12 protein-coding genes are annotated in these 13596 nt (G+C 64.2%); 11 read left to right on the forward strand and 1 reads right to left on the reverse strand.

Annotated features, from left to right (window positions below):
- Both Q0K15_RS08765 and Q0K15_RS08770 read left to right on the forward strand, forming a co-directional pair.
- Window positions 1-1243 (forward strand): NADH-ubiquinone oxidoreductase-F iron-sulfur binding region domain-containing protein (locus Q0K15_RS08765; protein WP_294515359.1); only part of this gene is annotated, 1243 nt, incomplete at its 5' end.
- A gap of 15 nt (window positions 1244-1258) precedes the next feature.
- Window positions 1259-3025: an NADH-dependent [FeFe] hydrogenase, group A6 gene (locus tag Q0K15_RS08770; RefSeq protein WP_294515361.1), complete on the forward strand. Its 1767-nt coding sequence runs from the start codon at window positions 1259-1261 to the stop codon at window positions 3023-3025.
- Between the two features lie 726 nt (window positions 3026-3751).
- Here Q0K15_RS08770 and Q0K15_RS08775 read toward each other — a convergent pair.
- Complete coding sequence (locus Q0K15_RS08775) at window positions 3752-4516, reverse strand: (4Fe-4S)-binding protein (protein ID WP_294515364.1); 765 nt, start codon at window positions 4514-4516, stop codon at window positions 3752-3754.
- 210 nt (window positions 4517-4726) lie between these two features.
- Here Q0K15_RS08775 and Q0K15_RS08780 point away from each other — a divergent pair, with 210 nt between their 5' ends.
- The 9 genes from Q0K15_RS08780 to Q0K15_RS08820 form a co-directional block, all read left to right on the forward strand.
- Window positions 4727-5551: a purine-nucleoside phosphorylase gene (locus tag Q0K15_RS08780; RefSeq protein ID WP_294515366.1), complete on the forward strand. Its 825-nt coding sequence runs from the start codon at window positions 4727-4729 to the stop codon at window positions 5549-5551.
- A gap of 31 nt (window positions 5552-5582) precedes the next feature.
- Entirely contained in the window at window positions 5583-6884 is a 1302-nt protein-coding gene (locus Q0K15_RS08785) for an amidohydrolase (protein WP_294515368.1), read from the forward strand.
- A gap of 52 nt (window positions 6885-6936) precedes the next feature.
- Window positions 6937-8565: a polysaccharide biosynthesis protein gene (locus Q0K15_RS08790; RefSeq protein ID WP_294515370.1), complete on the forward strand. Its 1629-nt coding sequence runs from the start codon at window positions 6937-6939 to the stop codon at window positions 8563-8565.
- Window positions 8566-8607: 42 nt separating this feature from the next.
- Window positions 8608-9402: a nucleoside triphosphate pyrophosphohydrolase gene (gene mazG, locus Q0K15_RS08795; protein ID WP_294515372.1), complete on the forward strand. Its 795-nt coding sequence runs from the start codon at window positions 8608-8610 to the stop codon at window positions 9400-9402.
- Between the two features lie 106 nt (window positions 9403-9508).
- Window positions 9509-9784 carry an HU family DNA-binding protein gene (locus tag Q0K15_RS08800; RefSeq protein ID WP_294515374.1) on the forward strand — a complete coding sequence of 92 codons (276 nt, stop codon included), beginning with the start codon at window positions 9509-9511 and terminating at the stop codon, window positions 9782-9784.
- Between the two features lie 98 nt (window positions 9785-9882).
- A complete protein-coding gene (locus Q0K15_RS08805; RefSeq protein ID WP_294515376.1) occupies window positions 9883-10125 on the forward strand; it encodes an RNA-binding S4 domain-containing protein in 243 nt (80 codons plus the stop codon).
- Window positions 10126-10139: 14 nt separating this feature from the next.
- Window positions 10140-11312: a cation diffusion facilitator family transporter gene (locus Q0K15_RS08810; protein ID WP_294515378.1), complete on the forward strand. Its 1173-nt coding sequence runs from the start codon at window positions 10140-10142 to the stop codon at window positions 11310-11312.
- A gap of 120 nt (window positions 11313-11432) precedes the next feature.
- Window positions 11433-12131: a response regulator transcription factor gene (locus tag Q0K15_RS08815; RefSeq protein WP_294515380.1), complete on the forward strand. Its 699-nt coding sequence runs from the start codon at window positions 11433-11435 to the stop codon at window positions 12129-12131.
- Between the two features lie 29 nt (window positions 12132-12160).
- Window positions 12161-13596 (forward strand): HAMP domain-containing sensor histidine kinase (locus Q0K15_RS08820; protein ID WP_294515381.1); only part of this gene is annotated, 1436 nt, incomplete at its 3' end.

Raw genomic sequence — 13596 nt, forward strand, 5'->3', positions numbered from 1 at the left:
CCCCGACGGGGTGAAGTTCGTCTGCTGCAACGCCGACGAGGGCGACCCCGGCGCCTTCATGGACCGCTCCGTGCTGGAGGGCGACCCCCACAGCGTCATTGAGGCCATGACCATTGCCGGCTACGCCATCGGCGCCCACCAGGGCTACATCTACGTCCGGGCCGAGTACCCCATCGCCGTCCACCGCCTCCAGGTGGCCATCGACCAGGCCCGGGAGTACGGCCTGCTGGGCAAGAACATCTTTGAAAGCGGCTTCGACTTCGACCTGGAGCTGCGCCTGGGCGCCGGCGCCTTCGTCTGCGGCGAGGAGACTGCCCTCATGACCTCCATCGAGGGCAAGCGTGGCGAGCCCCACCCCCGGCCTCCCTTCCCCGCCAACAAGGGTCTCTTCCAGCGCCCCACCCTCCTCAACAATGTGGAGACCTACGCCAATATCACCTGGATTCTGAACAACGGCCCGGACAAGTTCGCCGCCATCGGGACCAAGGGCTCCACCGGCACCAAGGTCTTTGCCCTGGGCGGCAAGATCACCAACACGGGCCTTGTGGAGATCCCCATGGGCACCACCCTGCGCACCGTCATCGAGGACATCGGCGGCGGCTGCCCCAACGGCAAGAAGTTCAAGGCCGCCCAGACCGGCGGCCCCTCCGGCGGCTGCATCCCCGCCAGCCTCATCGACACCCCCATGGACTATGACTCCCTGGGCGCCATCGGCTCTATGATGGGCTCCGGCGGCCTCATCGTCATGGATGAGGACAACTGTATGGTGGACATCGCCAAATTCTTCCTGGAGTTCATCATCGACGAGTCCTGCGGCAAGTGCTCCCCCTGCCGCATCGGCACCAAGCGGCTCTACGACCTGCTGTGCAAGATCACCGAGGGCAACGGTACCCTGGAGGACATCGCCACCATCGAGGAGCTGTGTGAGCACATCAAGCAGAGCGCCCTGTGCGGCCTGGGCCAGACGGCCCCCAACCCGGTGCTCTCCACCCTGCACCACTTCCGGGACGAGTACATCGCCCACGTGGTGGAGAAGCGCTGCCCCGCCGGCGTGTGTAAGAACCTGCTCCACTTCGTCATCGACCCCGGCAAGTGCAAGGGCTGCACCCTCTGCGCCAAGAACTGCCCCGCCAACGCCATCATGGGCGCGGTGAAGGCCCCCCACGTCATCGACCCCAACAAGTGCATCAAGTGCGGCGCCTGTATGGACAACTGCCGGTTCGGCGCCATTTCCAAGCATTAAGGAGGGGAGCAGAAGATGGATAAGAAAATGGTGACTCTGAAGATCAACGACATTTCCGTTACCGTGCCGGAGGGGACCACCGTCCTGGAGGCCGCCCGGAACGCCGGTATCAAGATCCCCTCCCTGTGCTACCTCAAGGGCATCAACGAGATCGGCGCCTGCCGCATCTGCGTGGTGGAGGTCAAGGGGGCCAAGAGCCTGGTGGCCTCCTGCGTCTACCCGGTGAGCGAGGGCATGGAGGTCCAGACCAACACCGAGAAGGTCCGCCACTCCCGCCAGCTCACGTTGGAGCTCATCCTCTCCAACCACCGGATGGACTGCCTCACCTGCGCCCGGAACGCCCACTGTGAGCTCCGGGAGCTGGCTGCCGAGCTGGGCATCGACGCCGTCCGCTACGCCAACGACGAGCTGCTGCCCCGCATTGAGGACTCCGCCCCCCACCTGGTCCGGGACAACTCCAAGTGCGTCCTGTGCCGCCGCTGCACCGCTGTGTGCCGGACCACCCAGGAGGTGGGCGTCATCGGCTGCAACGACCGGGGCTTCGCCACCCACATCGGCTGTGCCTTTGACCGGGACCTCTCCGAGGTGGACTGCGTTTCCTGCGGCCAGTGCATTGTGGCCTGTCCCACCGGCGCCCTCTCCGAGAAGGACGACACCGGCAAGGTGTGGGCCGCCCTCAACGACCCCACCAAGCACGTGGTGGTGGGTCCCGCCCCCTCCGTCCGGGTCACTCTGGGTGAGTGCTTCAAGATGCCCATCGGCACCAACGTGGAGGGCAAGATGGTCACCGCCCTGCGCCGCCTGGGCTTTGACAAGGTTTTCGACGTGGACAACGCCGCCGACTTCACCATTATGGAGGAGGGCACCGAGTTCCTGGAGCGGCTCCAGGAGGGGGGCACCCTGCCCATGATCACCTCCTGTTCCCCCGGGTGGATCCGCTACTGTGAGCAGCACCACCCCGACATGCTGCCCAACCTCTCCACCTGCAAGTCCCCTCAGCAGATGTTTGGCGCCCTGGTGAAGAGCTATTATGCCGAGAAGGCGGGCATCGATCCCAAGAACATCGTGGTGGTGTCGGTGATGCCCTGCACCGCCAAGAAGTACGAGGTCCAGCGGGAGGAGCAGCGGATGGCCAACGGCTGCATGCCCGTGGATATCTCCATCACCACCCGGGAGCTGGCCCGCATGATCCAGCGCTCCGGCATTCTCTTCGACCACCTGCCCGACGGCCAGTTCGACCCCATGCTGGGCCTCTCCACCGGCGCCTCTGTCATCTTCGGCGCCTCCGGCGGCGTTATGGAGGCCGCCCTGCGCACCGTGGTGGAGGTCCTCACCGGCGGCGAGATGAAGCCCCTGGAATTCAAAGAGGTCCGCGGCATGAAGGGCATCAAGGAGGCCACCTATGAGCTGCCCGGCCGGACGGTGCGGGTGTGCGCCGCCTCCGGGCTCCACAACGCCAAGCTGGTGCTGGACGGGGTGAAGAACGGCACCATGCAGTATGACTTCATCGAGTTCATGGCCTGTCCCGGCGGGTGCATCAACGGCGGCGGACAGCCCCTCCATCCCGCCGATGTGCGCTCCTTCACCGACATCCCGGCCCTCCGGGCCGCCGCCCTCTACAAGCAGGACGAGAGCATGCCCATCCGGAAGAGCCATGAGAACCCGGTGCTCCAGACCGTCTACAAGGACTATCTGGGCAAGCCCGGTGGACATAAGGCCCACGAGCTTCTCCACTGCACCTATGTGCCCCAGAAGCGCTATCGCACCGAAAACAAGTTCTGAAAGTAAAAGGAACCCCCGCCCTGCCGGTGATGCCGGCGGGGCGGGGGGGTGTCGTTTCGTGCGGTTTATAAAACCTTCCCCCTTCCAGGGGGAAGGTGGCGGCGTAGCCGCCGGATGAGGGTGCGTCAGTCAGGTATATTTGCGTTTCCTTCTATCTTGCGTCCCCTCATCCGCCCCTGCGGGGGGAAGGTTATGTTTGTTCAGCAGATGCCATTCAATATACGTAAAAGGACGGGAGAAACGGTTCAAAACCCGTTTCTTTTTCCCTGCTGGAAAAAGAACGGTTTTTGGAATCCAAAGAAAAAGGGGCTCCCAAAGGGGTTGAGTGGTCCCAGATAGGAAGCCGGCGGCCCGTCTTTACGCCCCCATAGAGGTCCAGCCCCGTCTACGGTAGACTACCTCGGCGGAACAGGGATAACCTGTGGTCCTATCCCACATTTTTTCGCCGCCTGCGTGGGTGGGGATTGCGGCGTGGTGGGTGTGAATTTCGCTGCGTGGTGAGAGTCGCGACGTGGGTTGGAGGGCGGCCTGTGGTCGCCCGGTGGTCTCTCTCCGTTTCCATACTACATGAAAAGCGGGCGCTGCCGGTGGCAGCGCCCGCTTGCGTCTCTGTTTCGTTTTTGCTTCCGTCATCGGGCAGAAGCGTTCGTTCCGTACCCGCTCCGAAGCGATATCAAAGTTCTTTTGGTCCTTTTCTTTCAAGAAAAGGACGAACAAGAAAAGGACTTAGGGTTTCTGGAGGAGGGGAGCGGAGAGAATCTCGTCCTTGCGGTTCAGGAGGTCATCACTCTCCAGGGCGGCGAAAAGGGCGTCCTCGCCGATGCGGTCGATGGCGGCGCCCAGGCGCTCTCTCTGGTAGGCGTTGGCCCGGAACCAGAGCATAGCCTTCTCCATGAGGGGGAAGATCTCCTCCTTCTCCACCAGGCGGGGGAAGGCGGAGCCCATGCGGGTGGTGCGGCCCCAGGTGCCGCCCACGTAGATCTGGAAGCGGACGCCGTCGGGGGTGCGGCGGCCTTCAATGCCAAAGTCGTTGAGGCTGGGCTTGACGCAGCTGTTGGGGCAGCCGCCCACGGCAATCTTGAACTTGTGGGGGAGGGAGACCTTGTCCCAGCCCAGGTAGTACTGCTCGTGGATGGCGCGGCACATGGCCTGGGTGTCGTACATGCCGAAGACGCAGGTGGTGCCCTTGCAGGAGATCACCGGGCGGATCTTGGCGCCGGTGCCGCCGAAGCGTAGGCCCCGGGCGGCGGCGAACTCGATGGCCTCGTCGATGCGCTCGTAGGGGATGCCGGGCAGCTCCAGGGTCATGCGGACGGTGGGGATCACCTTGCCGTTGCCGAAGCGTGCCGCGATCTCTGCGGTGGCGATGAGCTCCCATGCGGAAAAGACGGTGCCGTTGGGGACGATGCGGCCGGAGAAGAGCTCGGTGCCGCGGTTGCGCAGAAAGCCCAGAGCCTTTACCCGGGCGATGTCTGCCTGTGTCAGTGCCATATGATCTGCCTCCCAAAAATATTGTGGACGTGCCTTGCGGACCTACATTATATGACAGGACCGGGCCGCTGACAAGGGGAACTTTCGCCAAGTCCCTGTCCCGTGGGGCTTTTGGGCCGCAAAATGCCGGCTTTTCTTGCTTTTTTTTCACGGCTGGTGTAAAATGCGTGTACGTCAAGACGACCCAATCTCACAAAGGAGGGCGACCATATGAGCATTCCCTTCGTTCAATACCAGGAGAGCGCCGATTTTATCCGCGCCAGACTGGGCGGCTTTGTCCCCAAGGTGGCCATGATCCTGGGCTCCGGCCTGGGCTTCCTGGGCGACGTGGTGGAGGACCCCATCCGGGTCCCCTACGGCGAGATCCCCCACTTCAAGGTGTCCACCGCCCCCGGCCACAAGGGTCAGCTGGTCTTCGGCACCCTCCGGGGCCAGAAGGTGGCCGTCATGCAGGGCCGCATGCACCACTACGAGGGCTACTCCTACGAGGAGGTGGCCTACGCCGTCCGGGTGCTGCGGCTGCTGGGCTGCGACACCCTCATCGTCACCAACGCCGCCGGCGGCGTCAACCTGGACTTCAAGGCCGGTGACCTCATGCTCATCACCGACCAGATCAAGATCTTCATGGAGTCACCGCTCCGGGGGGAGAACCTGCCCGAGTTCGGGCCACGGTTCCCCGACTCCACCCACCTCTACACCACCGCCCTCCAGAACCTGGCCCGGAAGGCGGCTGCCGACCTGGGCATTGAGCTCAAAGAGGGCGTCTACATGTACTTCCCCGGTCCCCAGTACGAGACTCCGGCGGAGGTCCGCTTCGCCCGGATCGCCGGAGCCGACGCCGTGGGCATGTCCACCGCCCCGGAGGTCATCACCGCCGGCCACTGCGGCATGCAGGTGCTGGGCTTTACCCTGGTGAGCAATCTGGCCGCCGGCATCCTGGACCAGCCCCTCTCCGAGCAGGAGGTGCTGGACGCCGCCGAGGCCTGCAAGGACAAATTCTCCCGCCTGGTGCTGGAGTGCCTGGGCCGGCTGTAATGGGCCCGGGCGGAAAGGAGCGCGCTTTTCCATGTCTACCATGATCTACAACGTCACCGCCGTCCTCATGGACCCGGCTCACACCGTGCTGCCCAACGCCTATGTGGTGGTGGACGGCCACAGGATCACCGACTTCGGGGCTCAGCGGCCCCAGGGATTCACGGGCAAGTGCATCGACGGCAAAGGCGGCATCCTCATGCCCGGCCTGGTGAACGCCCACACCCATGTGCCCATGACCGCCATGCGGGGCTACGGCGACGGCAACAACCTCCAGGACTGGCTCAACAACTTTATTTTCCCAGTGGAGGCCAAGTGGGACGACCGGGCCATCCGGGCCTGCGCCGCCCTGGGCCTGGCCGAGATGATCGCCTCCGGCGTCACCTGCATTGCCGACATGTATATGCACACCGACGCCGTCCTGCGGGAGGTGGAGAGCGCCGGCATCAGCGCCAACGTCTGCTGCGGCGGCGTCCAGTTTGAGGAGCCCTTTGACCCGGGCAAGAACCACGATTGTATCGTCCAGCGGGAGCTCACCGAGAAGTGGCACGGCCGGGACGACGGCCGCATCCAGGTGGACGCCTCCATCCACGGGGAGTACACCTCCCACGCCGGGCTGTGGGACTGGATGGCCCGGTATGCCGCCGACCACGGCCTGGGCATGCACGTCCATCTCTCCGAGACCCAGGCCGAGCACGAGCAGTGCCGGGCCCGCCACGGCGGGAAGACCCCCGCCGCCGTCCTGGCCGAGCACGGCGTCTTTGACGTCCGGGCCATCGCCGCCCACTGCGTCTGGACCACCCCCGAGGACTGGGCCATCCTGGCCCAGAAGGGCGTCACCGCCGTCCACAACCCCATGTCCAACCTGAAGCTGGGCTCCGGCGTGGCCCCGGTGGTGGACCTCCGGAAGGCCGGGGTCAACGTGGCCCTGGGCACAGACGGCGTGAGCTCCAACAACTGCACCGACTTCTTCGGGGACATGAAGCTGGCCGCCATTTTGCAGAACGGTGTCCGCCACGACCCCCTGGCCCTCACCGCCTGGGACGCCCTGGAGATGGCCACCGTCAACGGCGGCAAGGCCCTGGGCCGCAAAACCGGCCGCATCGAGAAGGGCTATGAGGCCGACCTCATCCTGCTGGACAGCGAGGCCCTCAACCTCATCCCCTGCCACGACGCCGCCAACAACCTGGCCTACGCCGCCCACGGCTCCAACGTGGTCATGAATATGGCCCGGGGCAAGGTCATATACAAAAACGGGGAGTTCCTCACCATCGACATCGAAAAGGTGAAGAAGGAGGTGGCCGGCTACGCCCTGCCCCTCCTCTTCGGCCGGTAATCACCATCCTGTCTCCTGTCCATAGACTCATTGCGAAAGGCTGTGCGACCCATTGGGTAATCGTGAAAAGAAAAGCACCTTCTTCGGCGGCGCCGCCATCCTGGCTGCCGGCATCGCCATCGTCAAGCTCATCGGCGCCCTCTACAAGATCCCCCTGGGGAACATCCTGGACGACGAGGGCTTTGGTCACTTCAACAACGCCTATGTCATCTACAACCTGCTGCTGATGATCTCCACTGCGGGATTGCCGGTGGCCCTCTCCAAGAGCATCTCCGAGGCCAGCACCCTGGGAAAGCGCAACCAGGTCCACCGTATCTTCAATGTGGCCCTGGTGACCTTCTTCATCCTGGGTACCATCAGCTTCCTGGTCATGTTTGCCCTGGCCCAGCCCCTGGCCAACCTCCAGGGCGACGGCGCCGCCGTCCAGGCGGTGCGGGCCATTGCCCCGGCCTGCTTCTTCGTCTGCGTCCTCTCCACCTTCCGGGGCTACGCCCAGGGCCATGCCAACATGGTGCCCACGGCGGTGTCCCAGATCATTGAGGCCCTGGGCAAGTTGGTCATCGGCCTGGCTCTGGCCTGGCTGCTGGTGAAGGCGGGCGCCTCCTCTTCGGACGCCGCCGCCGGCGCCATCTTCGGCGTCACCTGCGGCGCCGGCATCTGCCTCATCTACCTCATCGTGGAGCACGTCATGCGCCGCCGCGGCGAGCCCGGCCACCCCACCGATGTGCCCGAGGCGCCCGACGCCATCCTCAAGCGCCTGCTGGTCATCGCCGTGCCCATCACCCTGTGCGCCTCGGTGACCCCCATTACCTCCTGGCTGGACACCGCCCAGGTCCAGAACATCCTCCGGGACGTGATGGACGCCCAGCCCGCCCAGTGGTATGAGGCCCAGAAGCTCATCGATCCCAATGTGGTGGACCCCGTGGTGGCCGCCTACGGCGCCTACCAGAAGGCCATCACCATTTACAACCTGCCCTCCTCCTTCATGGTGGCCATTACCGCCAGCGTCATCCCCGCCATCTCGGCCTGCCGGGCCAGGAGGGACTACCAGGGCGCCGGGCGCATCGCCGAGTCCTCCATGCGGGTGGGCATGCTGCTGGCCCTGCCCGCCGGCATCGGCCTCACCGTACTCTCCTCCCCCATCATGTACCTGCTCTATTCTGAGTCCGACCACACCATCGCCGACCCCTCCATGATGATCCTGGGCATCGCCTCCATCTTCGTGTGCGTCATGCTGGTGTGCAACTCGGTGCTCCAGGCCAGCGGCTTCGTGAACCTGCCCATCTTCATCATGATCGCCGGCTGCGCCGCCAAGCTCATCGTCAACAACTTCATGGTCCGCCAGATCGGTGCCGTGGGCGCCGCCGTGGGCACCCTGGTGTGCTACATCATCGTGGCGGTGCTGGAGCTGCTGCTCATCAAGCGGGTCATCCCGTCGCCGCCGGAGTATATTCGGGTCTTTGCCAAGCCCATGGTGGCCGCCGGCATCATGGGCATCGCCGTGTGGGCGGTCTACGGCCTGGTGAGCCGTCTCTTCGGCAACACCCTGTCCACCATGGCCGCCATCGGCGTGGGCGTGGTGGTGTACGCTGTGCTGGTGGTGGCCCTGAAGGCCATCTCCAGGGAGGATCTATCCCTCATGCCCAAGGGCGATAAGATCGCCAAGCTGCTGCGGCTCTAAAAGCGGGGACCATAAAAAAGAACTTGCAGAAGGGGCGGAAATATGATAGATTTTGAACAGAAACCCAGCTATGACGTATCAGACCTGGTGGAGATTGTCCGCATCCTGCGCGCCCCCGGGGGCTGCCCCTGGGACCGGGAGCAGGACCACAAGTCCATCCGGCGGGATCTGCTGGAGGAGGCCTACGAGGTGGCTGAGGCCATCGACGAGGAGAGCCCCGAGCACCTGAAGGAGGAGCTGGGGGACCTGCTGCTCCAGGTGGTGATGCACGCCCGCATGGAGGAGGAGGAAGGCCGGACCGACCTCAACGGGGTGGCCGACGGCATCTGCAAAAAGCTCATCTACCGCCACCCCCACGTGTTTGGGGATGTGACGGTGACCGGCACCGGAGAGGTGCTGGCCAACTGGGACGAGCTGAAGAAGAAGGAAAAGCACCAGGAGACGGCGGCCGACAGCGTGGACGCCGTGGCCCGGAGCCTGCCCGGCCTGTGGCGGGCGGAGAAGATCCAGAAGAAGGCCGCCAAGGTGGGCTTCGACTGGGACAGCGTGGACGGCGCCATGGCCAAGCTGCGGGAGGAGACGGAAGAGCTCCAGACCGCCATCGCCGAGGGGAGCAACGTCAGCGAGGAGCTGGGGGACCTGCTGTTCGCGGCGGTGAACGTAGCCCGCTTTGTGAAGGCGGACCCGGAGACTGCCATGACGGCGGCCTGCGACAAGTTCGCCCGGCGCTTCCGGGCGGTGGAAGAGGCCGCCCGGGCCCAGGGGAAGGACCTTACGTCCATGACCCTGGCCGAGATGGACGCCCTCTGGGACGCCGTCAAACAGCAAGAGGCTTAAACGCCCGCACCGGCGCCCGACGCCGGAGCCCGCGGGCTTTGAGTAAATTCAACGGTTGGAATGGGAACACTAGATCCGATCACATCACTTAGGAGGAGTATCGCAAATGAATAAAGCTGAACTGATTAATGCCGCTGCCGAGAAGGCCGGCCTGTCCAAGAAGGACACCGAAGCTGCCGTGAATGCCGCCATCGACGCCATCGTGGAGAGCCTGGTCAACGAGGACAAGGTCCAGCTGGTGGGCTTCGGCGCCTTTGAGGTGAAGAAGCGCGCCGAGCGCATCGGCCGCAACCCAAAGACCAAGGAGAGCATCAAGATCCCCGCCTCCAAGGTCCCCGTCTTCAAGCCCGGCAAGGCTCTGAAGGACGCCGTCTCCAAGTAAGGACTGTTTTCGGCAATCAAGAAATCCCAGGCGGCTCCGGTGACACCGGAGCCGCTTTTCAACACCCGGCAGCAGCCGGGGAAAGGAGCGAATATAGTATGCGTTTGGATAAATGGCTCAAGGTCTCCCGCCTCATCAAGCGGCGGACGGTGGCCAACGAGGCCTGTGACAATGAGCGGGTGAGCGTGAACGGCCGGCCGGTGCGGGCCTCCTATGAGGTGAAGCCCGGAGACGTGGTGGAGCTGCGCTTCGGCGAGCGGGTGACCCGGATCGAGGTCTTGGCCGTGGCCGAGAGCGTGGGCAAGAACGACGCCGCCGCCATGTACCGGGAACTGGGCTGAGAGAAGGGTGCGGCATGGTCGATTTTTTGGTGAAGAAATTTATCTCCCGGCCGGACGACTGGGAGGACCCGGAGATCCGGCAGCGCTATGGGCTGCTCACCGGCGGGGTGGGGATCTTCCTCAATCTGCTCCTCTCCCTGGGGAAGTTTTTGGCCGGCCTCATCACCGGCTCCATCGCCATCACTGCCGACGCCTTCAATAACCTCTCCGACGCCGGCTCCTCCGTGGTCACCCTGGTGGGCTTCCACATGGCGGCCAAGAAGGCTGATGAAGACCACCCCTTTGGCCACGGACGTATGGAGTACATCTCGGGCCTCATTGTGGCCGCTGCCATTTTGCTGGTGGGTGTGGAGCTGGCCAAGAGCTCCCTGGAGAAGATCCTCCACCCGGAGGACATCACCCTTTCCTGGGTGTCGGTGGGCATCCTGTGCGCCGCCATCCTGGTAAAGCTGTGGATGTTCTACTTCAACCGGACCCTGGGCAAGCGCATCGACTCGGCGGCCATGTGCGCCACCGCCGCCGACTCCCTCTCCGACGTGGCGGCCACCTCGGCGGTGCTGCTGGGCACCCTGGTGGGCGGCTTCACCGGCCTCCACATCGACGGCTGGGTGGGCATCCTGGTGGCCATTTTCATCCTCCGGGCGGGCTGGGGGGCGGCCAAGGATACCCTGGACCCCCTGCTGGGCCAGAGCCCCGACCCCACCCTGGTCCACGCCATCGAGAAGACAGTGATGGCCCATGAGCTGGTCACCGGCATCCACGACCTCATCATCCACGACTACGGCCCGGGCCGGAGCATGCTCTCCCTCCACGCCGAGGTGCCCATGGATGCCGATATGCTGGCCGTCCACGACGTCATCGACGACATCGAGCGGGAGCTGAAGGAGAAGTTCCACATCGAGGCGGTGATCCATATGGACCCCATCGCCACCAAGGACCCCCGGACCAACGAGCTGAAGGCCAAGGTGGCCGGGCTGGTCCGGGAGATCGACCCGGATATGACCATCCACGACTTCCGCATGACCCAGGGCCCCCATCACCAGAACCTGATCTTCGACGTGGTGGTGCCCCACAGCTGCGACCTCAGCGATGAGGAGGTCAAGGCCCGCATTGCCGGACGCATGGGGGAGCTGCCCGGCGGGCCCTATTTCCCCGTGGTCAGCGTGGACCGCTCCTACGCCGAGTAAGGGAGCGGCTTTTACAAAAAATTCACCCTTCCGCCGGGGAATGGGCTATAATGACCATAAGAGACTGCCGCCGGCAGAGGCCGGCGGCGCAATGCCATGAGAAGAAAGGTGGAGGTCCCTATGCCCACAAAGGTGCTCATCGTGGAGGACGACGGCAACATCGCGGAGCTGCTGCACCTCTATTTGGAAAAAGAGGGCTTTGATACCCAGGTGGCCGCCGACGGCGGGAAGGGTGTGGAGCTCTTCCGGTCCTTCCGGCCCGACCTGGTGCTGCTGGACATCATGCTGCCCGTGATGGACGGCTGGTCGGTGCTCAAGAAGATCCGGGAGGGGGATAAGACCCCTGTCATCATGCTCACCGCCAAAGGCGAGCTCAATGACAAGGTCCAGGGTCTGGAGGGGGGCGCCGACGACTACATCGTCAAACCCTTCGAGATGAAGGAGGTCCTGGCCCGCATCCACGCCGTCCTCCGGCGCTACGGCGCCGAGGAGGGCAGCGGGGAGAAAAAGCTGACCTTTGACAAGCTGGTCATCAACCTGGACTCCTACGAGCTGCTGGTGGACGGCAAGCGGGTGGATACGCCCCCCAAGGAGCTGGAGCTCCTCTACCACCTGGCGGCCTCCCCCAACCGGGTCTTTACCCGCAACCAGCTGCTGGACGAGGTGTGGGGCTTTGACTACTTCGGCGACTCCCGGACCGTAGACGTCCACATCAAGCGCCTGCGTGAAAAGCTGGAGGGGGTCAGCGATCAGTGGAGCCTCAAGACCGTATGGGGTGTGGGCTACAAGTTTGAGGTCCTCACCCCGGAGAACACCTGAACCCGCAGAAGAAAGGGGGCGCCCTGCCCTTGAAAAGTCTCTATCAGCGACAATTCCTCATCATGGCCGGGGTGATCCTGGTGTCCTTTGCCATGCTGGGCTCGGCCTTCATCACGCTCTCCTACCGCTACACCGTCAGCGAGAAGCAGAAGTCCATCCGCAACAACGCCCGGTATATCGCGAGCGTCCTCAGCGACGAGGTGGGCATTGACAGCGAGCAGGGAGGCTTCTACCTGGGCACCGACCGGTTCCAGCCGGCGGTGGAGGCGGTGGTGTCGGTAACGGGGGCCACCGTGCTGCTCAGCAGCCAGAATGGTCAGATCCTCTACGCCGCCGGCAACGCCGGTGAGCTGGCCGACCTCACCCAGATGCAGTTGCCCTCCAACGTGGTCCAGAGCATCCAGGCCACCGGCTCCTTTGAGGCCATGACCACCCTGGGCGGCACCTTCCCGGAGCAGCGCTATGTGGCCGGCGTCCCCTTCCGGCTGGACTACATGGGTCAGGAGGTCATGGCCGGCATGGTCTTCGTGGCCGCCGAGTCGGCCAGCATCACTGAGATCTGGCGGGCCTTTGCCTCCATCTTCCTCTTCACCTCTGTGGTGGTCATGCTCATCGCCTTCATCACCACCTCGGTGACCTCCCTGAAGATGACCCGACCCCTCAAGGATATGGCCGAGGCGGTGCGGAAGTTCGGCCACGGGGAGTACGACACCCGGGTGGACTGCAACGGCCGGTGCGACGAGGTGGGGGAGCTGGCCGAGGCCTTCAACGCCATGGCCGACTCCATCGCCCAGGCCGAGGCCAAGCGCAGCGAATTTGTGGCCAACATCTCCCACGAACTCAAGACCCCCATGACCACCATCGCCGGCTTTGCCGACGGCATTCTGGACGGTACCATCCCCCCCGAGCGGGAGAAGGAATACCTGAAGGTCATCTCCTCCGAGACCCGGCGGCTCTCCCGGCTGGTGCGCAAGATGCTGGACCTGAGCCGTCTCCAGTCCAGCGAGCGGGTCACCGCCCAGGAGCAGTTCGACGTCTCCGAGGTCATGCTCCGGGTGCTGGTGAGCCTGGAGACCAAGATCAACGACCGGCACCTGGACGTGGACACCCAGCTTCCCGACGACCCGGTGCAGGTGTGGGGCGACCCCGACGCCATCACTCAGGTGTGCTACAACCTGCTGGACAACGCCATCAAGTTCTCCTACCCTGAGACCACCCTGGGCATCTCGGTGGTGCCCCGGGCGGGGAAGGCCTACGTGTCCGTCCGCAACCACGGAGACACCATTCCCCCGGAGGAGATCCCCCTGGTGTTCGACCGCTTCCACAAGACCGACCGCTCCCGCAGCGAGGACCGGGACGGCGTGGGCCTGGGGCTGTATATCGTCAAGACCATCCTCAACAGCCATAAAGAAAATATCACCGTGACCAGTGAGGACGGCCTGACGGAATTCACCTTCACGCTGAC

Origin of the sequence: uncultured Intestinimonas sp., from assembly GCF_944387245.1 — a bacterium.
GTDB lineage: Bacteria > Bacillota > Clostridia > Oscillospirales > Oscillospiraceae > Intestinimonas.